The following is a 22461-nucleotide window of genomic DNA, read 5'->3' as shown; positions in this document are numbered from 1 at the left end:
GCACTGAGGCCGACGGGGCAGTCACCTTACGTCGGTCACCAGGTGACCGTACGGCCGCCGAAGGCCACGACGAGGCGGCCGTCCGAGGCGAAGGACCAGGTCATGGCACCGCTGTACGAGGAGCAGCGGGAGCCGTTCGTGCCGGACCAGAACTGGTTCGTGGCGTCGACGTCACCGATGGTCCGGTCGTTCGTCCCGCTGCTGGTGCTGCGGCAGGAGGTGTTGCTCCGGAAGACCGAAGTGCCCGCGTCGAAGGAGAAGTTGCGCTGGGCGTTGTCGACGCTGATGTTGTTCGACACCGTCATCGTGCCCGGGTTGCTGTTGTACGTGAACCCGTGCTTGCCGTTGTGGAAGGCGATCGTGCGCCGGACCACGTGGTCGACCGCGATGCTCTCGCCACCCAGCTTGAAGCCGTTGCGGTCACCGGCGCCGGCCTGGGACCCGTCGCTGAGGGTGCCGTTGTCGTACGCGAGGGAGTCCTCGATGGTCACCGGGCCGATGGGGCCGGTGTCCGTCTTGGTGTAGAGGTCCCAGCCGTCGTCGATGTTGTGGTGGGCGACGGCGTAACGGAAGACGTTGCCGGAGCCGACGGTGAGCTTGGCGGCGAAGCCGTCGGCGTCCTCGCCGTCGGAGTCGGCGTTGTCGTGCGACTCGGCGCTCAGGATCAGGTTGTTGGACGGCCACTGCTCGCGGGGGGTGGTGGAGGCCATGCGGCCGAGCTGGAGGCCGGTGTCGCGGTTGAAGCGGGTGACCGTGCGCTCGATGACGTTGTTGCTGCCGCCGACGTAGATGCCGTTGTCGCCGGCGCGCTCGACGGTGATGCCGTTGACGTGCCAGTACGAACCGTTCACGGCGAGGCCGCGGTTGGCCGGGTCCTCGGCCATGGGGGAGAAGTTCAGGACCGGGGTCTCGCCGGGGTAGGCGGAGAGCTTCTTGCGGGCGGAGGCGGTGCCGTTGTTGGTGGGAGGGATGGTGATCGTCGTGGCGTGGTTGTACGTCCCGCCACGGAGGTAGATCGTCCCGCCGGCGGCGACGCGGCTGACGGCCGAGGTGAGGGTGGTCGGGTCGGACTGTGTGCCGGACGCGCCGTCGGTGCCGTTGGGGGCGACGTAGAGGGCGGTGCTGCCCGTCGGGGGTGGGGTGTCGGCGTCGGCCGTCGTGACGTTGAGGGAGTCGATGTTGGGCAGGCCGGCGGCGGTGGTGGGGTTGAGCCGGATGGTGTTGCTGCCCGCGTTCAGGGTCACGGTCAGGGTCTTGGTGGCCCAGGTGGACCAGGCGCCCGTGCCCTCGAAGGAGGGCGTCTGCACGGTGGATCCGTTGACGACGAGGCCGGCGGGGCGGGCGGTGGTGGTGCCGTTGGCGAACCGGACGGCGAGCGTCGCCGTTCCGGCGGCGGGGGCGTTGACGGTGAACTGCGCATGCGCGCCAGTGGTGTTGGTGCCGTTGCAGAAGCCGCTGCCGGAGAAGCCCGACCAGTCGGAGTCGATGGTGCCGGTGCAGACGGCGGGGGAGGCCTCGGCCTCGTAGAGGGTGGAGGTGGCGGCTTGGGCCGTGGCTCCGGACAGGGCGACGAGCGTGCCGGCAAGGAGGCTGACGCAGGCGGTGGCTGCGGTTGTGGCTGTGGCTGTGGTCGTGACGGATCGCAGGTGCATCGTGGGGTCTCCAGAAGAGGATGGACGGCGTTCCGGGACTGGATGAGAAAGCGCTTTCTGGCGAAGTTAGGGCTGCCGTCGCGGACGCGTCAATAGCCTTGTACGTGAAGGCTGTTCAGGTGGCTGAACGTGAGGGTGCCGGGGCGGGGTCCTGTGTGTGCCCGGGGTCGCGGGCTTCTGGCGCCGGCCGCCCTCGCGGATCCGCCCTTGTGGGCTTCTGGTTTCCGGGCCGGTCGCGGTCCGGGCTCTCCGCGGGCTTCTGGCTCGGCCGCCCTCGTTCCGAGCGTGGCGACCGGAGGCGGCGCGTCAAGGGCGCTCCTGCGTCGCGTCGCTGCGCGATCGGCTCCGCCGCCCCTTGACCCGCCGCCTCCGGTCGCCGTTTCACACTCGGAGGGCTGCCGGGGGGCGTGGCCACGCGTCCAGGCCGGGGCGGTGCGGCTCTGCTCGGCGCCTGCGGGCGCGTGGGTGGGGTTGCGCGGTAGTGGAATGGGGCGGCCCGGCACCGGCTCAGCGGCTGACGGCGGGTGGGTGGTGGGGGTGCATGCCCCGCTGGTCACCCTTGGCGGGGTGGTGAGTCCCCGGCCCACCCTTTCTCGAAACCCTGCCGGGGCCGGGAGCCGGTCTGGGCTTGTGGCCGCGCCTCCTTGTGAGGTGAAGCGGCGCCGCCCTGGTGGCGAGGTTGCGGAATGGCTAGTTCCTGCCAGTTGAAGGGGATTTGGCGTACAGAACGACAATGCGGAAAGTAACCGTCTGAACACGTCATGGAGTCGACCCGAGGGTCGACCGAGCAGATAGGGCGGAAACCAAGTGAGCACTCCGGCGCAGGACCAGTCCTTCCGCATCACCCAGGCACCCAACATCAACTACGCCGCGTGGGACACCACCCGCTTCGAGACGACGAGCACGTCCTGGATCGACGTGCCCGGTGCCTCGGTCGACCTCCGGCTGGGGCAGGGCGCTCCCTCCTACGGGGCGATCTTCGTGGCGACCTTCAGCGCGGAGGCCCTGTCGTCGGACACGGATGGCGACGGGCAGGGCCTGTTGCAGGCGACCGTCTTCTTCGGCGACGAGCAGTCCCAGCCTCTGAGCAACAACCACCGCTACATCACCGCCCGGGGCAACCCCGAGTGGTCCAACCACACCCTGATCCGCGTCGCGCGCTTCGAGCCTGACTTCACCGGCCGGGACGTCACTGCTCGGGTCAAGCTCAGGGTGGCGGGTGGCAGCGGCGGCGTCCAGAACTGGGTACTCAGGATCGAGCGCTTCAACCTCTGAGCCGCCGCCCCGCCTCGGCGGCGCGGGCGGGGCACCGAGGGGGCCGTGACTCGTGCGCGCTGCGCCGGCGTCAGGCAAGCCCGCCGCAAGGGTGAGCCAGGACCTGTTTCTCAGGTCCTGGCTCACCTTCTGTGGAGCAGTGCCGTGGACCGCCCTCCGCGAGAGGGCGGTCCTACGGTGCCTACTTCAGGCCGTCCACGAAGGTGACCCAAGAGGCGGTGCCGAAAACGAGCTTCGGCCCCTCGGGAGCCTTGGAGTCACGGACGGGGACGATGCCGGGGCGCTCGTCGGAGACTTCGAGGCAGTTGCTGCCGTCGCCCGCGCTGTACGAGGACTTGCGCCAGGTGGCGACCTCGACGCAGTCGCCACCGCTGCCGCCGCTGAAGCTGGACTTGAACCAGACGGCCGTGCTCAGGTCGTACTCAGAGATGTCGATCTTCATGGGCGTAATCCTCCGCCACGGACTCGATCAGGGCCAGGGAGTCGCGCGGTGACAACGCGGCAGCCCCGAGCAGATCGTAGGTGAGCGTGTGGTGTGCGACCGTTGCCGGATCGTCCTCCAACAGGCCTGCGTTCAGGCCCTGGAGGTATGCCAGCGGCGGTGCGTCCTCGAAGGTCATCAGCTTCAGCGAGCCCTCCATCGCGCCGTACGCTCCTGCACCGAACGGCAGCACCTGCACGATCACCCTGTGCCGCCTCGCCAGCTCGGCCACATGCCGTAACGCCTCCGCCATCACCTCCCTCCCGCCGACCTCCTGCCGCAGTACCGCCTCCCCGAACACCACCCACAACAACGGCTTTGTTGGGTCGTCCAGGAGCCTGCCGCGCTCCAGCCTCGCCACCACGAGTTCGTCGATGGTCTCGTCGAGGGCCGTCGGCTGGTACGCGCGGAAGACCTCCCTCGCGTACGCCGGAGTCTGCAACAGGCCCGGAATCAGCAGCGGTGCGAACTCCTTGATGGACTCCGCCCGGGCCTCCGCCTCCGCCGCCTCTGCGAAGTGGTCCGGGTACTTGGACTTGTTCGCCGCCCCACAGTTCCGCGCGAAGAAGCCGCCCGTGTCCAACACCTCGTCCAGTTGGGACGCGATCTCCGGGCGGATTCGTCTCGTGCCCGCCTCCATCTGGCCGATGTACGAGCCGCTCACGAACAGCAACTCGCCCAGGGCCTCCTGGCTCAGGCCCTTCCGTTCGCGTGCGTGGCGCAGTTCCGCGCCGATTATCGCCCTGGGTGAGGTCGACGGGTCCGGCTTCCGCTGTCCGGTCATGGACATCAACTCCCGCTTGCACATATGGGGTTGTTGGGGCTCCACCACTGTTCCCCAGTCTTCTCCATCCGGACACTCGGTGGAGGCGAAATCGATACACACAGTGGAAAGGCCCGTAAAATGCCCACTTCACTTGAGCGTCTGCAAGCCGCGCAGGAAGTCGTCAGCCGACTCAAGGGCGAGTTCGACGCCCTCGGGGTCGGTCTGCCCTCCCTCGGCGTCGATCCGCTCACGATGGCCGGCGCCGTGGACACGTACCCGCTCGTCGAGCTCGGTCGGTGCAACCTCGACACCGCCCTGCGGCTTCTCGCCGTGCTCGGGGAGGCGCGGCGGTGAACATCGGGGCGTACGTCATCGACTCCCGCGACGGGCGGATCGGTCGGGTCATGGGGCGCGTAGGGCCCTATGTGCAGCTGAGACCGCCCGGTGGTGGGCGGGAGTGGGACTGCCCGGCCGAGGCGTTGAGTCCTGCGTCGGTGGCGGACGTGCTCCGCGCCCGGGTGCGAGCGATCAACCGCGAAGGCCGGCTGCCTTGAACGCCGCGTACGGGGGCGCGGTGCGGCTTCTCCGGGGTGCTGCCTATGACCGGTTCCTCGAGCTCGGCCGGGACTGGGATGTCGAGGGTGCCGACGCGGCGCACCGGGCCGACCAGGAGGCCCACCGGCGGTGACGCGCTACCTGCTGGACAGCTCGGCGCTATGGCGGATTCTGCGGGACGGCGACCTTGCGGCCCTGTGGCGCGAGACGACGATGGACGGCGACATCCGGGCGTGCTACCCGCAACGGGCGGAGTTCCTGAGATCGGCGCGCGACCTGAAGCAGTACGAGGACGTCGCGGTCCCCAAGGCCGCGGCTCAGTGGATCGGGGGACTGCAGCCAGGCCCTGACGGCCGTCGATCTCCAGGTCTGTGCGACTGCGGCTCATCACGATCTCGTCGTCCTGCACGACGACAAGGACTTCGTGACGGCAGCACGTTTCGCCGTCGAGTTGCGGCAGCTGAATGTCTTCGACGGTCCTCTCTGGCCTGGTCTGAATCGTGTGGGCCGGGGTGAGCCCGGGCAGGAGGGGATGCGGTGGACTCCCCCCGTACGTACGGGGGTTGGCCCCACCCGCTACCCGCCTGCCCGCCGGATGGGGCGGCGGCGGGTGATCGAAGAGGCTTGCGCCCATGACGACTTACGGACGTACCAGCCTCGTTCTCGCTCTCTCCGCCGCCGCTGTGGCGGCCTCCCTCACTGTTGCCCACGCGGCAGGCCCCGCCAGGACCGGAGGGCTCGGCTGGACGGCGTGCGGGCCCGAGGGGCTGGGGCAGGAGTGCGCCACGCTCTCCGTTCCGCAGGACTACGGCGACCCCGGCGGGCCGCGGCTCTCGCTCGCCGTGTCCCGGATCCGCAGCGCGCGGCCAGAGGTGCGGCGCGGGACGCTCATGGTGATCCCGGGCGGTCCCGGGAGCTCCGGGGTGCAGCGGCTCACGCAGAAGGGGGCGGCGCTGGCCAGGGAGATGGGCGGGGCGTACGACCTCGTGGCCTTCGACCCGCGCGGGGTGGGCGGGAGTTCGACCGCGCGCTGCGGGCTCGCCGAGGACGACCGGCGGCTGGTGAACCTGCGGTCGTGGCCCGCCGCCGACGGGTCGGTCGACGCGAACGTCGAGCGGTCCCGGCGGACCGCCGAGGCCTGTCTGCGCAACGGCGGGGAGCGGCTGCTCAGCTTCACCACGGCGAACCAGGTCCGCGACCTGGACCGGCTCCGGCAGTTGCTGGGGGAGGAGAAGCTGTCCGCCTGGGGGGTGTCGTACGGGACGTACGTCGCCGCCCAGTACGCCCAGAAGTACCCGCACCGCACCGACCGCTGGGTCCTGGACAGCAGCGCCGACCCGGACCCGAAGCGGGTCGCGCGGGGCTGGCTCGCGGACATGGCGAAGGGCGCGGAGGACCGGTTCCCCGACTTCGCCGACTGGGCGGCGGACCCCGCCCGGGGGGAACTGCGGCTGGCCGAACGGGCCGAGGACGTACGGCCGTTGGTCCTGGACCTCGCCGCCCGTCTGGACAGGGAGCCCAAAGAGACCAGGACCCCCGGCGTACCGCTGACCGGGAACATGTTCCGGCAGGCGCTGCAGAACGCCCTCTACTCCGATGGCGCGTTCGCGTCCTTCGCCCAGCTTGTGCGCGCCGCCCAGGACCAGGACGGCACGCCCGTCCTGCCCGGGGCGCTGGCCGTGGCCCTGCCGGAGTCGGATGCGGCGATCAGCATCGGCGTGATCTGCAACGACGTGGCATGGCCCCGTTCCGTACGCGCCCACGAGCGCGCCGTCGCCGCCGACCGGGCCCGCCACCCGCTCACGGCCGGACTGCCCGCCAACATCACCCCCTGCTCCTTCTGGAAGGCACCGGGGGAGAAGCCGACGCGGGTCACGTCCGAAGGCCCCTCCAACATCCTGATGATCCAGAGCCTCCGCGACCCCGCGACCCCGCACTCCAGCGGTCTGAAGATGCGCGCGGCCCTGGGCGAGCGCGCCCGACTGGTCACGGTGGACCAGGGCGGGCACGGGATGTACCTGGGCAACGGGAACGCGTGCGGGGACCGGGCGGTGACGGAGTTCCTGCGTATGGGGGTGCGGCCGGCCGCCGACACGTACTGCGACGGTGAGTGACCTGGGATGTGCACTGCACTGGCCGTACCCTCGCCGGCGTGGGGGTGGCCGCCCATCAGGGGGTCAGCGCGGCGCGTAGGTGGCCCTGGGAGTCGTGGAGGCGCTGGTCGGCCGTCTTGGCGTCGATGTCGGCCAGGATCATCAGGATCGCCGTCTTCACCTCGCCGTCCGCCGCCTCCAGTGCCGCCTCGATCTGCTCGTCCGGCGCGCCGGTCGCCAGGGACACGATCCGCCGGGACCGCGCCTGGAGTTTGTCGTTGGAGGCGCGGACGTCGACCATCAGGTTTCCGTACGTCTTGCCGAGCCGGATCATCGTGATCGTCGAGATCATGTTGAGGACCAGCTTCTGCGCCGTACCCGCCTTCAACCGCGTGGACCCGGTGAGGAGTTCGGGGCCCGTGACGACCTCGATGCCGTGTTCGGCGGCGGCCGCGAGCCCGCTGTCCGCGTTGCAGGCAAGGCCGATCGTCAACGCGCCCTTCGCGCGGGCGTGTTCGACCGCCCCGATGGCGTACGGAGTGCGGCCGGAGGCGGAGATCCCGACCACCGTGTCCTCGGGGGTGAGGCCCAGCCCGTCGAGGTCGGCTGCCGCGAGTTCGCGAGAGTCCTCCGCTCCCTCGACCGACTTCACCATCGCCGGCGCGCCACCCGCGATCAGGCCGACCACCTCGGAGGGGTCGGTGTTGAAGGTGGGCGGGCACTCGCTCGCGTCGAGGACGCCGAGCCGGCCGGCGGTGCCCGCGCCCGCGTAGACCAGCCGGCCGCCGCGTGCCATGCGCGCGGCGGTGGCGTCGATCGCGGCGGCGATCGCCGGGAGCTGGGCGGCGACGGCGGCGGGGACGGTCTGGTCCTCGGCGTTCATCAGCGCGGCGATCTCGGCGGTGGGGAGCTGGTCGATCTCGGCCAGTTCCGGACGGAACGCTTCGGTGGTGAGGGCGGCCAGCTGGGCGCGCAGTTCGGAGTACGTAGCAGACACGTGCGGCTCTTTCGCGGTTTACCGGGTGCGGGGCGAGTGGCGGTGGGCCAGGGCTTCGTACGAGGCCGCGAGGGCCGGGGCCGCCGTCTCGTACGTACGTTGCGTGACGCAGGTGAACAGGCAGTCCACGACCAGGAGTTGGCTGGTGCGGGACGACATGGCCGCGGGGCGCAGCTCGCTCTCGCGGGCGGTGGAGGTGGTGAGGATGTGGTCGGCGTACTGCGTCACCGGTCCGTCCGGGCGGCCGGTGATCGCGACGGTGGTGGCGCCGTGGTCGAAGGCGACGCGGAGGGGTTCTATGACGTCTCCGGTCGAGCCGGAGTGGGTGATGGCGATGGCGACGTCGCCGGAGCGGAGCTGTACGGCGTTGGTGACGGCGAGGTGCGGGTCGCTGTGCGCGTGCGCGAGCAGGCCGATGCGGAGGAGCTTCTGGCCGAGGTCCTGGGCGACGAGGCCGGAGGCGCCGACGCCGTAGATGTCGATGCGGCGGGCGGCGGCGAGGGCGGCGACGGCGGCGCCGAGCTGGACGGTGTCCAGGCCTGCGGCGGTGTCGGCGAGGGTCTGCTGCTCGTCGTAGGCGAGCTTGGCGACGACGTCGGCCACGGGATCGTCGACGGCGATGTCGGCGGTGACGGCGGGCGCGCGGCCGGACTGCTGCTGGGCGGCGAGGCCGGCGAGGGCGAGGCGCAGGTCGCGGTAGCCGGGGTAGCCAAGGAGGCGGGCGGTGCGGACGACGGTCGCCTCGCTGGTGCCGGTCAGCTCGGCGAGGCCGGTGACGGTGAGGGCGGCGCAGCCGGCCGGGTCGCCGGCGACGGCTTCGGCGACCCGCTGCATGGAGCGGGTCATGGACGGCGCGAGGGTCCGCACCTTGGCCGCGAGGGCGGCGGGGGCGGGCGGGGCGGCGCCGCTCGCCTGGGCGACCACCTGGCCGCTGAAACTTTCCTTCACATCATTGGTCACATGTGAAAGATATTTTCGGGCCGGCGGGGGCGTCAAGACCCCCGGGGAGCGTCAAGACCCCTGAGGTGTCTCCTTCCGTCCCGGATGCGGGACGGGCCTTCGCCCCTGACGCTTGTCGGGTGAGAATGTGTGCATGGACGCCATCGACCCGCTGGAGCAGGCGCTGCACGCCGCCCGCGCCCTGGTCCTCGCCGATCTGGCGGCACGAGACGTGGCCGCGGCCGAGGTCGTGTCGCTGGTCGAGGACGCCGTCACCCACCGGCGCTGGTGGGTCGAGCAGTGGCCCGAGGGCATCACGTACGTCGCCGGACTCGTCGCCCAGGACGTCCAGGACGCGCTCCTGGTGCGGTACGGCCGCTGGCCGCTGTGCCCGGTCTGTGCCACGGGCGACCCGCACGCCCTGGACGTCGAACCCGAGCTCGGCCCGGACCCGCACTGGGTGTGCGGCAAGGCGGGCGTCGTGGTCGCGCCGCTGGGCGGTCTGACGTGACCCTCTACATCGACCCGCCGACCTGGCCGGGCCACGGCCGCATGTGGTCGCACCTGGTCAGCGACGTCTCGCACGAGGAACTCCACGCCTTCGCCGCCTCGATCGGCGCCCCGACCCGCGCCTTCGAGCGCGACCACTACGACATCCCGTCGGACCGCTACGCGGACGCGGTGGCGGCGGGCGCCGTCGAGATCGGCTCGAAGGAACTCGTACGGCTCATCACGGAGGCGGGGCTGCGCCGGCCGAAGGGACGGCCGGCGCCCGGAGAGGCCCTGCCGCGCTACGACGTGTAGGTGATCGCCGCGCCGTGCGTGGCCGCGATCGTGCCGGAGGCGTAGCCGTCGTGGATCTTGACGGGGTTGCCGTCGACGTTGCGGACCTTGAGCGTCGTGCGGACCTGGGTGCAACCGCCGAGCTGGGGGGTGGTCAGGGTGAGGGTGTTCGCCGCGGTCTGGTGGTGCTTGGCGTTGGTGATGTTCCAGCGCGAGACCGGGCCGGCGATCGGGCCGCCGCACAGGGAGCCGTCCGGGTTGCGGGGCTGGGCCTCGACCCAGGTCTCGACGACCGTGCCGGTGTAGGCGGTCGTGCCGCCGGAGCAGATCGAGGAGCCGGCGGCGCAGGTGGAAAGGGCCGCGTCCTGGTAGATCGAGAGATGGTTGCCGGCGGTCGGGGTGACCGTGTAGCCGAGCGTGGTGGCGGTGGTGCCCCGGGCGACCGTGGTGCCGCTGCCCGCGAGCAGGGTCCAGCGGGGCATGTTGGTGTAGACGGGCTCGGTCTGGCGGGCCAGTTCGGCGCCGGCGGGGACGCGCATGGTGACCGTACGGCCGTTCACGATGATCGAGGAGTACGAGACGATCGACAGGCGGCAGGTGTAGCTGCCGTCCGCGGGCGCGACGAACACCCAGCGCAGGGCGGCGGTCAGCGAACTCTCGCCCGGCGGCACGAGGTTCGCGGCCCAGTACACCCCGGCCTCGGTGCCGGTCGGCAGCGCGGTGCCGTCGGCGTTGCGGCAGCGGATGGCGAAGGTGTTGCCGATGTTGTCACCGGCCGCGAGCGTGTCGACGGGGTCGGTGGAGAAGTACCTCGACCACAGGTACGACCTCTCTCCGGCGAGCGCGTCGAACGCGATCTCGGTGCCCGGCACGTCGTTGTACGTGTCGGCGTTCCGCGTCACTTCGTACGTGAAGTCCGCCGACACCGCGGCGGCGGGCGAGGCGCCGAACACCGTTCCCGCGAGTCCCGCGAGGGCGAGTACGAACGCTCCGGCCGCCGCCCCGGCGGCCCGGATCCTGCTGCGTATCACTGGATTCCCTGGTCCTTCATGCGCGTGGACCCCGTCGGTCGGGGTCAGCGCGACGATACGCGGGGCATCTCCGGCTCCTGCGCGGAGGCGCCGATCACTACGCGGAAGGAGCGGGGCTTGCTCAACCGCAGGGCGAGCGCGGCCGTTCCGAGGGCCACGACCGTCATCGCCGCGCCCGCCCAGGCCGTCGCCGCGAAGCCGAAGTGGGCGTCGATGACCGTGCCGCCGAGCCAGGGGCCGGCCGTGTTGCCGAGGTTGAAGGCGGCCGTGGTCGTGGCGCCCGCGAGGGTGGGGGCGGCGCCGGCCAGGTTGAACATGCGGGCGTTGAGCGCGGGCGCGGTGTAGAAGGCCGAGACGCCGAGGAGGAAGGAGAGGGCGACCACGGCGACCGGGCTGGAGGCGAAGAGGGCCAGGGCGGCCAGGAAGACCGTCGAGGCCGTGATGCCGCTCAGCAGCACCCCGAAGAGGTGGGCGTCGGCGACCCGGCCGCCGATCGTCGTACCGACCAGCGCGCCGATGCCGAAGAGGCCCAGGATCGCGGAGACCCAGCGGGTGTCGATCCCGGCGACGTCCGTGATGACCGGGGCGAGGTACGAGAACGCGCAGAAGACGCCGCCCGCGGCGAGCGCGGTGATCACGATCGAGAGCAGTACCTGGCGGTCCCGGTAGATCAGCAGCTCGCGCTTGAGGCGGGGCTTGGTCTCGGGGAGCGGGATGTGCGGGATGCGGGTGACCACGCCGACGAGCGCGATGGCGGAGGCGACGCCGACGGCCCAGAACGCGGCGCGCCAGCCGAGGTGCTCGCCGAGGAAGGCGCCGGCGGGGACGCCGAGGACGTTGGCGATGGAGAGGCCGCCGATCATGACCGCCATCGCGCGGGCGCGCGAGCCGACGGGGACCATCGCGATGGCGACGGCGGCCCCGACCGCCCAGAACCCGGCGCAGGCGAGGGCGCTCACGACGCGCGAGGCGAAGAGGACGGCGTAGTTCGGCGCGAGGGCGCCGGCGACCTGGCCGAGGCCGAAGACGGTGATCAGGGTGACGAGCGTCGTCTTGCGGGGCAGCCGGAGGGTGGCGACGGCCAGCAGCGGGGCGCCGACGACCATGCCGATCGCGAAGGCCGAGATGAGGAGGCCGGCGCGGGGGATGGAGACGTTCATGTCGTCGGCGATGGGTGGGAGCAGGCCGGACAGCATGAATTCGCTCGTGCCGAGCGCGAAGACGGAGAGGCCGAGGATGTAGACGGCCAGGGGCATGCGGGTGGGGGCGGGTGCGGGTGCGGTGGGCTCGGCAGGCGTTGACGGCATGACATGCGTCAACGGGTGGTTTGTGCCTGACATTCCCCGGTACGGGGGTGTCTTGGCATGTGGACGGTGTGCCGGTCGCCTGGGCGCCGGGCGTTGTGGATCAGTAGTGGTAGCGGGCCTGGGCGATCTCCACGGCCTCATCCCGCACGCGGTACACCAGGCGGTGCTCGTCGGTGATCCGACGGGACCACCACCCTGAGAGGTTCTCCTTGAGCGGTTCCGGCTTGCCGGCGCCCTCGAACGGCGTTCGTTGGATTTCCTTGATCAGCCGGTTGATCCTCTTGAGGATCTTCGGGTCGGCTGTTGTCCAGTAGGTGTACTGGTCCCACGCCCGGCTGGAGAAAACGACCTTCACGCGGCGGACCCTTCCGCGTCATCTGTGTCGATCAGCTCCCTGGCCTGGCCGCGGCCGGCGTCCAGCTCCGCGATGGACTCCATGAGGATCTGCGCGTTGCGCGGCGAGCGCAGGAGGTAGACCGTCTCCTGCCAGGAGCGGAAGTCCTCGGCGGACATGATGACGATGTCCCCGTGCTCGCGGGAGGTGACCTCTATCGGTTGGTGATCTTCGTTGACCTGCTTGATCAGCGGATAGAAACGCTGGCGGGCCTCGTTCGCCGAGATCGACACGGTCTGACCTCCGAGCATGCCTGGATATCCCAACTAGTCGTACGGCAATACCGTACCAGTTCGGTCGCGAGTGCGCCGTGCGTGTCTTGCCCGGCCGCCGTCAGGCCCGGAGGCTCTCCAGCTCCCGCTCCAGGTTCCTCCGTGCCGCCGCCTCCCACGCCGCCGCGCCGTATCGCGTGCGGAACAGGCGTGGTAGGGAGAGGAGTTGGTGGAGGACCGCTGCTCGGCCCTCGCGGAAGGCGTCGTCCGGGACGAAGGCGTACTCCTCGCGGACCGCCCGGGCATACCCCCCGTACGTATCCTCGTCCGTCGCCAGGATCGCCAGGTCCGCGTCGCACAGGAGCGCGCCGTTCATGTCGTCGTCCGACGGGTCGTGGGTCTCCGTCAGGCGTACCAGGCGGGCCACCTCCGCCACCTCGTGGGGTGTCAGGCCCGCCTCCGTCAGGGCCTTTTCGGCCAGGGCCGCCGAGCGTTCTTCGTTCTCCGAGCGGTCCGGGCGGTAGACGGCGTCGTGGAACCAGGCCGCCAGGCGTACGAGTTCCAGCTCCCCGCCCTCGCCGCCCTGTTCGGCGAGTTCGTCGATGCGGCTGAGGACCGCCCGCAGGTGGTCGACCGTGTGGTACCTGCGCTGCGGCTCCGCCCAGCGGGCCAGCAGGTTCCGGCCGTACGGCTCCGGATCCGGGCCCTCGCGGCCGGCGCGGGCCGCCAGCAGTGTCGACGTCCAGCGCTCCAGCAACTCGCGGTCGGGTGAGCGGCCTTCTTCGGCGGTCATGTCGGCGGTCATGCAAGGCATTGTGCCGCGTCCGCGGCCGGAGGCGTCCCTTCCAATGGCTTCCTCGTCTCGCTCTTACATACCCCCCATGGGTATGCTACGGTGCTCCGCGAAGGTACCCCCTAGGGGTATGTGCGAGAGAAGGAGCAGGGCCATGTCAGCCGTCAATCCCCGGCGTTGGTGGGCACTCGTCGTGCTCGCCGCCGCCCAGTTCATGGTCATCATGGACACCTCGATCATCGGGGTCGCGCTCCCCGAGATGCAGAAGGACCTGGGCTTCTCGCAGAGCGAGCTCCAGTGGATCTTCAACGCCTACGTCATCGTCTTCGGCGGGCTGCTGCTCCTCGGCGGCCGCCTCTCCGACCTCGTCGGAGCCCGCAAGATCTTCGTCTCCGGCTGGGCGGTCATGATCGCCGGCTCGGTGCTCGCCGCCGCCGCGCAGACCGCCTGGGTCGAGATCGCCGGCCGCGCCGTCCAGGGCGTCGGCGGTGCGCTCATCGCGCCGTCCGCCATGACCCTGCTGATGATGCTCTTCATGCACGACCCGAAGGAGCTCGGCAAGGCGATGGCGCTCTACGGCGCCGCCGCTCCCGCCGGCGGCACCGCGGGCGTGTTCCTCGGCGGTGTCTTCACCCAGTGGATGAGCTGGCAGTGGGTCTTCATCATCTACATCCCGATCGGCCTCGCCACCCTCGCCGCCACCAAGCTGCTCCCGGCCGTCGAGTCCCGCCGCGGCTCCGTCGACGTCCTCGGTGCCGTCGCCGTCACCGCAGGCCTCGCGCTCGCCGTGTTCGCCGTGGTCCGGGCCCCCGAGGTCGGCTGGGGCGCGACCGCCACCATCCTGGAGCTGGTCGGCGCGGTCGTTCTCCTCGGCCTGTTCTTCGTCATCCAGAAGTCCGTCCGCGAGCCGCTCATGCCGCTCAGCGTGTGGCGCGTCCCACGCCTCGGCTCGGCCAACCTGGCGATGACGCTGCTCGGCGCCGCGTGGATCCCGATGTGGTACTTCCTCAACCTGTACCTCCAGCAGGTCCTCGGCTACGGCGCCTTCGCCTCCGGTGCGGCCCTGCTCCCGATGACCGTCCTGCTGATGATCTTCATGACGGCCATCACCGCGAAGCTGCTCGGCAAGTTCGGTGCCAAGCCGCTCATCGCCGGCGGTCTGCTGGTCCTCGCGGCCGGGCTCGTCTGGCTGGCGGCCGTCCCGCCGACCGGCACCTTCGTCGTCGACGTCCTGCCCGCCTCGCTGGTCGCCGCGCTCGGCATGTCCCTGGCCTACATCCCGGCGATGATCGCCGCGATGTCCGGCGCCCCGCAGGAGCAGGCCGGCCTCGCCTCCGGCATCGTCAACACCACCTACAACGTGGGCTCCGCCCTCGGCCTGGCCGCGCTCACCGCCGTGGCCATGTCCCAGGGCGCCGACAAGATCGGCGACCTGCCGGCCCTCACCGACGGCTTCTCGGCCGCCTTCATCGGCGCCGCGATCATCGCAGCCGTCGGCGGTGTGATCACGCTCCTCGTCATGAAGAGCGACAAGGCCCTCGCCGCCGAGCCCGCCCCCGCCCCGTCGCAGGGCGCGAAGGTCTCCGTGTGAAACCCGGCACGCACCAGGGGCCGCCCGATGTCCGACCCGGACATCGGGCGGCCCCTTTTCTCTGACGCCCTGATGAGAGGAAGACACGCATGGACATCCGCACTCAGGCCGTACACGTCGTCAACGAGCCGCCCCCGCCCGGAAGCCGGCCGCTCTCCGTGCCCCTCGTGCAGTCCTCCGCCTTCGCCTTCGACTCGGCCGACGCGCTCGCCGAGGCGATGGCCGGACCCGACGGCCGGTACGTGTACAGCAGGCGCGGCAATCCCACCGTACGCGCCCTGGAACAGACCCTCGCCGGGCTCGAACACGGCGCCGGAGCCCTCGCCTTCGCCTCCGGCATGGGCGCCGTCAGCGGCGTCCTGCTCGCCCTGCTGCGGCCCGGCGACCGGGTGGTGGCACAGCGGTGCCTGTACGGGGGGACCTACGCGGTGCTCTCGGACCTCTCGACGCGGTACGGGATCGACGTCACGTACATATCCGGTGACGACGTCGCCGAGTTCGAGGAGGCCGCCGCCCGCGGGGCCCGGCTGCTCGTCCTGGAGACCATCGCCAATCCGACCGGGCAAGTGCCCTACCTTCCCGGCTTGTTGGCGGCCGCCCGGCGCCTGGGGATCACCTCCCTCGTCGACAACTCCCTCGCCTCGCCTGTCCTCTGCCGCCCCCTGGAGCTCGGCGCGGACATCGTCGTCCACTCCACCACCAAGTACCTCTCCGGCCACTCCGACGTCCTCGGCGGCGCCGCCGTCTTCGCCGACGACGCGCTGCGCCGCGCGGTATGGCCCCGGACGGTCGAACTGGGCGCCTGCGCCGACCCGTTCGCCGCCTGGCTCACCCTGCGGGGGATCCAGACGCTGCCGCTGCGGATGCGGGAGCACTGCGCGAACGCCCAGGTGATCGCCGAGCGCCTCGCCGGGCGCGCCGACGTGGCGGCCGTCCACTACCCGTGGCTCCCCGCCCACCCCTCGTACGACACCGCCCGGAAGGTGCTCTCCGGGGGCGGCGGGCTGCTCTCCTTCGAGCTTGCCGGCGGCCGGGAGGCGGGCCGGGCCTTCATCGAGCGGGTACGGATCGCCCGGCTCGCGCTCTCCCTCGGCGGTGTCGAGACCCTCGTCACCCACCCCGCGTCCACCTCCCACCGGGAGCTGAGCGAAGTGGCCCTGCGCGCCGCGGGCATAGGCGCCGGTCTCGTGCGGGTGTCGGTCGGCATCGAGGACGTCGAGGACCTGTGGGGGGACTTCGAGCAAGCGCTCGACGCGTAAGGCGATCCGGGCTTCTTTTGGGTTGACAAAATAAATGAGCGATTCGTAGATTGGTTGATGCCAGGGAACGACCACCTTTTAGGTCAAGGGGGGCGCGTGATGCGCTACTTCGAGGACTTCCAGCCGGGCGACATCCATGAACTGGGCACCGTCACCGTCTCCACGAAGGAGGTGCTGGAGTTCGGCAGGCGCTTCGATCCGCAGCCCTTCCACACCGACGAGCAGCTCGCCGCCCGCTCGCAGTTCGGCGGGCTGATCGCGAGCGGCTTCCACACCCAGGCCCTGTTCATGCGGCGCTACGTGGACGGGCTGCTCGCCTACAGCGCCTGCATGGGCTCGCCCGGCATCGACGAGGTCCGCTATCTGCGTCCCGTACGCCCCGGCGACGTCCTCACCGCCCGCGTGGAGATCCTTGGCTCCACCCCGTCGCCGTTCAACCCCGCCACCGGCACCGTCAAGCCGCGGTGCACGCTCGTGGCCGCCGACGGGACGGCCGTGTTCAGCATGATCCTGCACAGCATCTTCCGGCGCCGTCCCGCCGGATCCGAGGCCGGCCATCTGTCGTCGATGCCCGCGGCCGAGGACCCCGTTGCCTGTGCGCGTGTGAGTGCCTGAGCACGGCCGTCCGTACCTTTCCCACCAAGTGAAGGGGGACCTCCTGTGGAGGCCGTATCCCGCACCGCCCAGTGGACCGCCGCAGCGCGCGCCCTGGAGACCGAGCGCGAGGACCGGCTGTTCGCCGATCCCTACGCGCGCACCGTCGCCGACGAGATCGGCTTCGAACTGCTCGAGCGCTACGCCGGGGCCGGCACCGTGCCCTTCCTCGCCATCCGCACCACCTATCTGGACCGCGCCATCGTCGAGGCGGTCGAGGAGCGCGGCATCCGCCAGGTCGTCTTCCTCGCCGCCGGCATGGACACCCGCTTCTTCCGGCTGCCCTGGCCCGACGACGTCACCGTCTACGAGCTGGACCGCCCGGCGCTCCTGGAGGCCAAGGCGAAGATGCTCGCCGACGAGCCCCAGCCGGCCGGCCGGACGAGGATCACCGTCCCGGTCGACCTGACCCAGGACTGGACCGGCCCGCTGAAGGAGGCCGGCTGGAAGAGCGACGAGCCCGTCCTGTGGGTGGTCGAGGGCCTGCTGTTCTTCCTGCCCGAGCAGGCCGTACGGACCCTCATCTCGACGCTCTCCGCGCACGCCGCGCCCGGCTCCGTGCTGCTCGGCGACGTCATCTCCCGTGCCGCCCTGGAGAACCCGCTCTCCCGCCCGTTCCTCAACGCCCTGAAGGACGACGGCAATCCGTGGCTCTTCGGCACCGAGGAGCCCGAGGCGCTGCTCGCCGACTGCGGCTGGGCCGTACGGGAGGTCAAGCAGCCCGGTGAGGACGGCGCCGACTTCGACCGCTGGCCCTACCCGGTCCCGCCGCGCACCGTGCCCCGCGTCCCGAGGTCGTTCCTCTTCACCTGCGACCTGCCCGCGTACGAGGAAGGGAAGGCCGCATGAGCTCCGCCCACGACTTCCACCAGCAGGTCATCACCGACGCCGGCGCGGCCGTCCGTGGCCTGACCGTCGCCCTCGGGGAGCGGCTCGGGCTGTACCGGGCGCTGGCCGAGGCCGGCCCGCTCACCTCCGAGCAGCTCGCCGAGCGGACCGGCACCAACCCCCGCTACATCGAGGAGTGGCTGCACGCCCAGCTCTCCGCAGGTTACGTCGAGCGCCACCCGAGCTCGCTCACGTACACGCTCCCCGCCGACCACGTCGAGGTCCTCGCCGACCCGAAGGCCGTCACCTTCGCCGCCGGGTTCTTCACCGCCCTCAAGGCGCTGTACGCGACCGAGGACCTGCTCGTCGACGCGTACCGCACCGGCGACGGCGTCGGCTGGGCCGAGCACGACGCGGCCCTCGACACAGGCATGGGTTCCTTCTTCCAGCCCACCTACGAGCACAAGCTCGTACCGGACTGGCTGCCGTCCCTGCACCAGGTCACGGACAAGTTGAAGAACGGCGGCACCGTCGCCGACGTCGGCTGCGGCGTCGGCCACACCACGCTGCTGATCGCCAAGGCGTTCCCGGAGGCCACGGTCCACGGCTTCGACTACTCCGAGGAGGCCATCTCGATCGCCCGGCAGCTCGCCGAGGAGGCCGGCCTCTCCGACCGGGTCGTCTTCGAGGTCGCCTCCGCCGACGACTACCCCGGCTCCGGCTACGACCTGGTCTGCTTCTTCAACGCCCTGCACGACATGGGCGACCCGGTCGCCGCCGCCCAGCACGTCCACAAGTCCCTGGACGGGGACGGCACCTGGATGCTCGTCGAGTCGAACGTCTCGCCCGCCGACATCGACACCAACACCCCCGCCGCGCGCATGTTCATGGCCCTGTCCGCCGTGATGTGCCTGCCCGTCGCGGTCGCCCAGCGCGGCCCGCACGCGCTCGGCAACCACTCCGGCGAGAAGGCCTTCCGCGCCATCGCCGAAGAGGCCGGCTTCACCCGCTGGCGCCGCGCCACCGAGACCCCGGTCAACGCGGTCTACGAAGTCCGGCCCTGAACACCCCTTCATCTGCGAGGAGTTGACCATGGGCGTCAGCGCCCCCCTGCCCGTCACCGACCGGTTCATGGAAGTCCTGGAGCGGCTCAGCTCCCGCTCCATCGAGGAGTACTACAACCCCTACCAGCAGTTCGACTGGCCCGACCGGCTGGACGAGAAGCAGCTGTGGATGACGCCCGAGCTGCTCACCGTCTACGGCACGCCGTACTTCGACGAGCTGGGTGAGGAGACGATCCAGAAGCTGTCGAAGTGGGAGTCGATCAACTTCTACAGCCTCAACGTGCACGGCATCCGCGAGCTGCTCATCGAGGTCGTCGGCCGGATCCACATGCCGGGCTTCGAGGTCCCCTCCGACTTCTTCCACCACTTCATCGGCGAAGAGAACGAACACATGTGGTTCTTCGCCGAGTTCTGCCGCCGCTACGGCAACAAGATCTACGGCTCCACCGCGATGCGCGCCGACTCCGCCTGGGAGCCGGAGGTGGAGAACTTCCTGGTCTTCGCCCGCATCCTGTTCTTCGAGGAGCTGGTCGACCACTACAACATGCGGATGGCCCAGGACGACTCCCTGTGCCACACCATCCGCGAGGTCAACCGCATCCACCACCAGGACGAGTCCCGCCACATCGCCTTCGGCCGCGAGCTCGTCTCGCTGCTCTTCGCCCGGATGCGCGAGGCGGTCCCCGCCGAGCGGGTCGCGGAGGTCGAGGCGTACCTCAAGCGGTACGTCGTCTACAGCATCAACTCCCTCTACAACCCGCACGTCTACCGCGACGCCGGCGTCGCCGACCCGCTCGCCCTGCGCAACGCGCTGGTCGCCGACGAGCGCCGCCGCCCGTACGAGCGCAAGGCGATCCGCAAGCCGCTCGCCTTCTTCCTGAAGACCGGGATCTTCTCCGACGACGTCCTGCCCGTCGTCTGAGCGCGCCCGCTCGACAGATCACCCGAGAGGTGAAGAGACCATGACCGTGACGACCCCCGCGAACGTCGGGGCGGCCCCCGGGGCAACCAGGGGCCTGCCGTCCCTCGGCCCCGAGGCCACCACGCTGCTGCGGCTCCTCGACGACACCTTCGAGAGCTGGGGAGTGAGCGCGGGCGCCCGCCCGATGACCATGCCCCCGCTGCTGCCGGCCGCCGACCTGGCCCGGCTCGACTACTACGACAACTTCCCCCACCAGGCCGTCGTCGCCGCCCCGCTCGACCTGGAGCGCCGCGAGACCGCGCCCTTCCACACCGACACCGGCTGCTTTCCGTGCGACGCGCTCGAACCCGCCGCGCTCGGGCTGCCCTCGGCGTCCTGTTACGCCGTCTACCTCGACCACCAGGGCCGCGAGGTCCCCGACGACACGCTGGTGACCGTCTGCTCCTGGTGCTTCCGCAAGGAGACCCACTACGAAGGCATGCGGCGCCAACTCGGCTTCCGTATGCGGGAGATCGTCGCCATCGGCGCGCGCGAGCACGCCGAGACGCATCTCGCCGAGTTCACCGACCGTATCCACGCCTTCGCCGCCGCGCTCGACCTGCCGCTGCGCCGGGAGGCCGCCTGCGACCCGTTCTTCGACAAGGGCGGATCCAAGGCGGTGCTCCAGCGCCTCACCCCGGTGAAGCACGAGTTCCTGTACGAGGACCTGGCGATCGCCTCGGTCAACACGCACCGCAACTTCTTCGGCGAGCGCTGCGAGATCACGCTCGCGTCGACCGGCGGACCCGCGTTCACCAGCTGTGTCGCCTTCGGTCTTGAGCGCTGGCTGTCCGCGCTGACCCGGCGCCACGGCAGCTGGGAAGCGGCCACCCGGGCGGTACGGGACGCGGCCGGGCCGGTGATCTGACGTGCCGGCCCGAGCCGTCGCCCCGCCGGCGGGCGGCCTGGGCTGGGCGAACCTCGGCATGGACATCGTGTCCGTCAACCGTGTCCGCGCACTCCTCGCCCAGTACGGCGAGGTGTTCTTCGAGCGGATGCTCACCCCCGGCGAACTCGCCGACTGCCGCACCTCCACCGGGCTCGACGTGCTGAGCCTGTGCGGACGGATCGCGGCCAAGGAAGCGGCCTTCAAGACCCTCCGGGTCAGGGGCAGGTTCCTGCCCTGGTCCGACATCGTCGTACGGCGCTCCGAGGGCGGCTGGCCCCTGGTGGAACTGCACCGCTCGGCGGCCGAGATGGCCGCCGGGTCCGGGATCACCGAGATCACCGTGTCCATCAGCCACGACGTGGACTACGCGGTGGCGGTGGCCGCCCCCATCATCGCCCCCACTTCCCCACCCAGTAACTAGAAGGAGAAGCACCATGGCCGACGGCCTGCAGCAGGTGAAGAACTGGATCCTGGAGCGTCACCCCGAGCGCGAGGACATCGCGCCCGACCTCGACCTGATCGAGAACCGGCTCATCGACTCGCTGTCCTTCGTCGAGTTCGTCTTCCTGCTGGAGCAGCAGTGTGGCCGGTCCATCCAGATGGAGACCCTGGAGGTCGACGAGATCCGGACCCTCGCCGCCATCGAGAACCACTTCTTCTCGGACGCGACGGCGGACGCGACGTCGGACGCGACGTCGGGCGCCACGGCGGAGGTGGGCGGGGCATGAGCAGCCGGCGTCTGTTCACCTCGGAGTCGGTGACCGAGGGACATCCCGACAAGATCGCCGACCGGATCAGCGACACCATCCTCGACGCGCTGCTCGCCGAGGACCCGGGCGCGCGGGTCGCGGTGGAGACCCTGATCACCACCGGTCAGGTGCACATCGCGGGCGAGGTGACCACCACCGCGTACGCCCCGATAGCCAAGCTGGTGCGCGAGGCCATCCTCGACATCGGCTACGACTCCTCCACGAAGGGCTTCGACGGCGCCTCCTGCGGGGTGTCGGTGTCCATCGGCGCGCAGTCGCCGGACATCGCGCAGGGCGTGGACACGGCGTACGAGAGCCGGGTCGAGGGCGGCGCCGATGCGCTGGACGCGCAGGGCGCGGGGGACCAGGGCCTGATGTTCGGCTACGCCTGCGACGACACGGCCGAGCTGATGCCGCTGCCGATCGCGCTGGCCCACCGGCTTTCGCGCCGGCTGACGGAGGTCCGCAAGAACGGGACCGTCCCGTATCTGCGGCCCGACGGCAAGACGCAGGTCACCATCGAGTACGACGGCGACCGGCCCGTACGGCTCGACACGGTGGTGGTGTCGTCGCAGCACGCGGCCGACATCAGCGTGGAGGGTCTGCTGACCCCGGACATCCGGGAGTTCGTCGTCGAGGCGGAGCTGAAGGCGCTCGCCGAGGAGGGCGTGAACCTGGAGTCCGATGGCTACCGGCTGCTCGTGAACCCGACCGGGCGGTTCGAGGTCGGCGGCCCGATGGGCGACGCGGGCCTGACCGGCCGGAAGATCATCATCGACACGTACGGCGGGATGGCCCGCCACGGCGGCGGCGCGTTCTCCGGCAAGGACCCGTCGAAGGTCGACCGCAGCGCCGCGTACGCGATGCGCTGGGTCGCCAAGAACGTCGTGGCCGCGGGTCTGGCGCGGCGCTGCGAGGTGCAGGTCGCGTACGCGATCGGCAAGGCGGAGCCGGTGGGCCTGTTCGTGGAGACCTTCGGCACGGGCACGCTGCCGGACGAGCGGATCCAGGACGCCGTGACGAGCGTGTTCGACCTCCGGCCGGCCGCGATCATCCGCGACCTGGACCTCAAGCGGCCGGTCTACGCGCAGACGGCGGCGTACGGCCACTTCGGGCGTGAGCTCCCGGACTTCACCTGGGAGCGCACGGACCGGGTGGAGGCTCTGAAGAAGGCCGCGGGGGTCTGAC

General features: G+C 70.8%; 27 protein-coding genes. 17 read left to right on the top strand and 10 right to left on the bottom strand.

Annotation, left to right across the window (positions count from 1 at the left end):
• Positions 1 to 35 precede the first annotated feature (35 nt).
• Positions 36 to 1652: a carbohydrate-binding protein gene (locus ACZ4VI_RS05825; protein WP_467996966.1), complete on the bottom strand. Its 1617-nt coding sequence runs from the start codon at positions 1650 to 1652 to the stop codon at positions 36 to 38.
• Positions 1653 to 2459: 807 nt separating this feature from the next.
• On the opposite strand from ACZ4VI_RS05825, the gene ACZ4VI_RS05820 reads away from it, so the two are divergent.
• A complete protein-coding gene (locus ACZ4VI_RS05820) occupies positions 2460 to 2927 on the top strand; it encodes a hypothetical protein (protein WP_467996964.1) in 468 nt (155 codons plus the stop codon).
• Positions 2928 to 3108: 181 nt separating this feature from the next.
• Here the strand turns inward: ACZ4VI_RS05820 and ACZ4VI_RS05815 are convergent, their stop codons facing one another.
• Together ACZ4VI_RS05815 and ACZ4VI_RS05810 are read right to left on the bottom strand one after the other, a co-directional pair.
• Positions 3109 to 3369 (bottom strand): DUF397 domain-containing protein, encoded by a 261-nt coding sequence (locus ACZ4VI_RS05815; RefSeq protein ID WP_467996963.1) that lies wholly within the window; start codon positions 3367 to 3369, stop codon positions 3109 to 3111.
• On the bottom strand, positions 3350 to 4192 hold the full coding sequence (locus ACZ4VI_RS05810; RefSeq protein ID WP_467996962.1) for a helix-turn-helix domain-containing protein: 843 nt from the start codon (positions 4190 to 4192) through the stop codon (positions 3350 to 3352). The genes ACZ4VI_RS05815 and ACZ4VI_RS05810 overlap by 20 nt, the downstream gene beginning before the upstream one ends.
• A 120-nt stretch (positions 4193 to 4312) precedes the next feature.
• Here ACZ4VI_RS05810 and ACZ4VI_RS05805 point away from each other — a divergent pair, with 120 nt between their 5' ends.
• The 4 genes from ACZ4VI_RS05805 (at position 4313) to ACZ4VI_RS05790 (ending at position 6843) form a co-directional block, all read left to right on the top strand.
• Positions 4313 to 4528 carry a hypothetical protein gene (locus ACZ4VI_RS05805; protein WP_467996960.1) on the top strand — a complete coding sequence of 72 codons (216 nt, stop codon included), beginning with the start codon at positions 4313 to 4315 and terminating at the stop codon, positions 4526 to 4528.
• A complete protein-coding gene (locus tag ACZ4VI_RS05800) occupies positions 4525 to 4728 on the top strand; it encodes a hypothetical protein (RefSeq protein WP_467996958.1) in 204 nt (67 codons plus the stop codon). The genes ACZ4VI_RS05805 and ACZ4VI_RS05800 overlap by 4 nt, the downstream gene beginning before the upstream one ends.
• A complete protein-coding gene (locus ACZ4VI_RS05795) occupies positions 4725 to 4862 on the top strand; it encodes a hypothetical protein (RefSeq protein WP_467996956.1) in 138 nt (45 codons plus the stop codon). The genes ACZ4VI_RS05800 and ACZ4VI_RS05795 overlap by 4 nt, the downstream gene beginning before the upstream one ends.
• A gap of 499 nt (positions 4863 to 5361) precedes the next feature.
• Complete coding sequence (locus tag ACZ4VI_RS05790) at positions 5362 to 6843, top strand: alpha/beta hydrolase (RefSeq protein ID WP_467996954.1); 1482 nt, start codon at positions 5362 to 5364, stop codon at positions 6841 to 6843.
• Positions 6844 to 6898: 55 nt separating this feature from the next.
• Here ACZ4VI_RS05790 and murQ read toward each other — a convergent pair whose 3' ends face one another.
• Together murQ and ACZ4VI_RS05780 are read right to left on the bottom strand one after the other, a co-directional pair.
• Positions 6899 to 7819: an N-acetylmuramic acid 6-phosphate etherase gene (gene murQ / locus ACZ4VI_RS05785; protein WP_467996952.1), complete on the bottom strand. Its 921-nt coding sequence runs from the start codon at positions 7817 to 7819 to the stop codon at positions 6899 to 6901.
• A gap of 18 nt (positions 7820 to 7837) precedes the next feature.
• Complete coding sequence (locus ACZ4VI_RS05780) at positions 7838 to 8779, bottom strand: MurR/RpiR family transcriptional regulator (RefSeq protein ID WP_467996950.1); 942 nt, start codon at positions 8777 to 8779, stop codon at positions 7838 to 7840.
• A gap of 133 nt (positions 8780 to 8912) precedes the next feature.
• On the opposite strand from ACZ4VI_RS05780, the gene ACZ4VI_RS05775 reads away from it, so the two are divergent.
• Complete coding sequence (locus ACZ4VI_RS05775; protein ID WP_467996949.1) at positions 8913 to 9269, top strand: hypothetical protein; 357 nt, start codon at positions 8913 to 8915, stop codon at positions 9267 to 9269.
• A complete protein-coding gene (locus tag ACZ4VI_RS05770) occupies positions 9266 to 9562 on the top strand; it encodes a DUF4031 domain-containing protein (protein ID WP_467996947.1) in 297 nt (98 codons plus the stop codon). Before ACZ4VI_RS05775 ends, ACZ4VI_RS05770 begins: the two co-directional genes overlap by 4 nt.
• Here ACZ4VI_RS05770 and ACZ4VI_RS05765 read toward each other — a convergent pair.
• The 5 genes from ACZ4VI_RS05765 to ACZ4VI_RS05745 form a co-directional block, all read right to left on the bottom strand.
• A complete protein-coding gene (locus ACZ4VI_RS05765) occupies positions 9550 to 10572 on the bottom strand; it encodes a hypothetical protein (protein WP_467996945.1) in 1023 nt (340 codons plus the stop codon). The two genes, ACZ4VI_RS05770 and ACZ4VI_RS05765, sit on opposite strands and share 13 nt — an antisense overlap.
• A gap of 44 nt (positions 10573 to 10616) precedes the next feature.
• On the bottom strand, positions 10617 to 11828 hold the full coding sequence (locus tag ACZ4VI_RS05760; protein WP_467997276.1) for a Cmx/CmrA family chloramphenicol efflux MFS transporter: 1212 nt from the start codon (positions 11826 to 11828) through the stop codon (positions 10617 to 10619).
• A 151-nt stretch (positions 11829 to 11979) separates the two neighbouring features.
• On the bottom strand, positions 11980 to 12234 hold the full coding sequence (locus ACZ4VI_RS05755; RefSeq protein ID WP_467996943.1) for a Txe/YoeB family addiction module toxin: 255 nt from the start codon (positions 12232 to 12234) through the stop codon (positions 11980 to 11982).
• The gene (locus ACZ4VI_RS05750) at positions 12231 to 12506 is read right to left on the bottom strand and encodes a type II toxin-antitoxin system Phd/YefM family antitoxin (RefSeq protein ID WP_467997274.1); all 276 of its coding nucleotides are present in this window, start codon (positions 12504 to 12506) and stop codon (positions 12231 to 12233) included. The genes ACZ4VI_RS05755 and ACZ4VI_RS05750 overlap by 4 nt, the downstream gene beginning before the upstream one ends.
• Before the next feature lie 100 nt (positions 12507 to 12606).
• On the bottom strand, positions 12607 to 13290 hold the full coding sequence (locus tag ACZ4VI_RS05745; protein ID WP_467996942.1) for an HD domain-containing protein: 684 nt from the start codon (positions 13288 to 13290) through the stop codon (positions 12607 to 12609).
• Positions 13291 to 13432: 142 nt separating this feature from the next.
• Here ACZ4VI_RS05745 and ACZ4VI_RS05740 point away from each other — a divergent pair, with 142 nt between their 5' ends.
• The 10 genes from ACZ4VI_RS05740 to metK all read left to right on the top strand — a co-directional run bounded on the left by ACZ4VI_RS05740 (position 13433) and on the right by metK (position 22460).
• Positions 13433 to 14869 (top strand): MFS transporter, encoded by a 1437-nt coding sequence (locus ACZ4VI_RS05740; RefSeq protein ID WP_467996940.1) that lies wholly within the window; start codon positions 13433 to 13435, stop codon positions 14867 to 14869.
• 89 nt (positions 14870 to 14958) lie between these two features.
• Positions 14959 to 16128 (top strand): trans-sulfuration enzyme family protein, encoded by a 1170-nt coding sequence (locus ACZ4VI_RS05735; RefSeq protein ID WP_467996938.1) that lies wholly within the window; start codon positions 14959 to 14961, stop codon positions 16126 to 16128.
• Positions 16129 to 16227: 99 nt separating this feature from the next.
• Positions 16228 to 16743 carry a MaoC family dehydratase gene (locus tag ACZ4VI_RS05730; RefSeq protein WP_467996936.1) on the top strand — a complete coding sequence of 172 codons (516 nt, stop codon included), beginning with the start codon at positions 16228 to 16230 and terminating at the stop codon, positions 16741 to 16743.
• A gap of 45 nt (positions 16744 to 16788) precedes the next feature.
• Positions 16789 to 17631 (top strand): class I SAM-dependent methyltransferase, encoded by an 843-nt coding sequence (locus ACZ4VI_RS05725; protein ID WP_467996934.1) that lies wholly within the window; start codon positions 16789 to 16791, stop codon positions 17629 to 17631.
• On the top strand, positions 17628 to 18674 hold the full coding sequence (locus ACZ4VI_RS05720) for a class I SAM-dependent methyltransferase (RefSeq protein ID WP_467996932.1): 1047 nt from the start codon (positions 17628 to 17630) through the stop codon (positions 18672 to 18674). Before ACZ4VI_RS05725 ends, ACZ4VI_RS05720 begins: the two co-directional genes overlap by 4 nt.
• A 28-nt stretch (positions 18675 to 18702) precedes the next feature.
• Positions 18703 to 19596: a diiron oxygenase gene (locus ACZ4VI_RS05715; protein ID WP_467996930.1), complete on the top strand. Its 894-nt coding sequence runs from the start codon at positions 18703 to 18705 to the stop codon at positions 19594 to 19596.
• A 40-nt stretch (positions 19597 to 19636) separates the two neighbouring features.
• Positions 19637 to 20503: a class-II aminoacyl-tRNA synthetase family protein gene (locus ACZ4VI_RS05710; protein ID WP_467996928.1), complete on the top strand. Its 867-nt coding sequence runs from the start codon at positions 19637 to 19639 to the stop codon at positions 20501 to 20503.
• 1 nt (position 20504) lies between these two features.
• Positions 20505 to 20945, top strand: coding sequence for a holo-ACP synthase (gene acpS, locus ACZ4VI_RS05705; protein WP_467996926.1), 441 nt, complete (start codon positions 20505 to 20507; stop codon positions 20943 to 20945).
• A 13-nt stretch (positions 20946 to 20958) separates the two neighbouring features.
• The gene (locus tag ACZ4VI_RS05700) at positions 20959 to 21252 is read left to right on the top strand and encodes an acyl carrier protein (RefSeq protein ID WP_467996924.1); all 294 of its coding nucleotides are present in this window, start codon (positions 20959 to 20961) and stop codon (positions 21250 to 21252) included.
• Positions 21249 to 22460, top strand: a complete 1212-nt coding sequence (gene metK, locus ACZ4VI_RS05695) for a methionine adenosyltransferase (protein ID WP_467996923.1) — start codon at positions 21249 to 21251, stop codon at positions 22458 to 22460. Before ACZ4VI_RS05700 ends, metK begins: the two co-directional genes overlap by 4 nt.
• Position 22461: the final 1 nt, after the last annotated feature.

It is taken from the genome of Streptomyces sp. NPDC029169, assembly GCF_055563935.1.
Note: the sequence above shows the minus strand (reverse complement) of the source record. Positions and strands in the feature narration are given on the sequence as shown.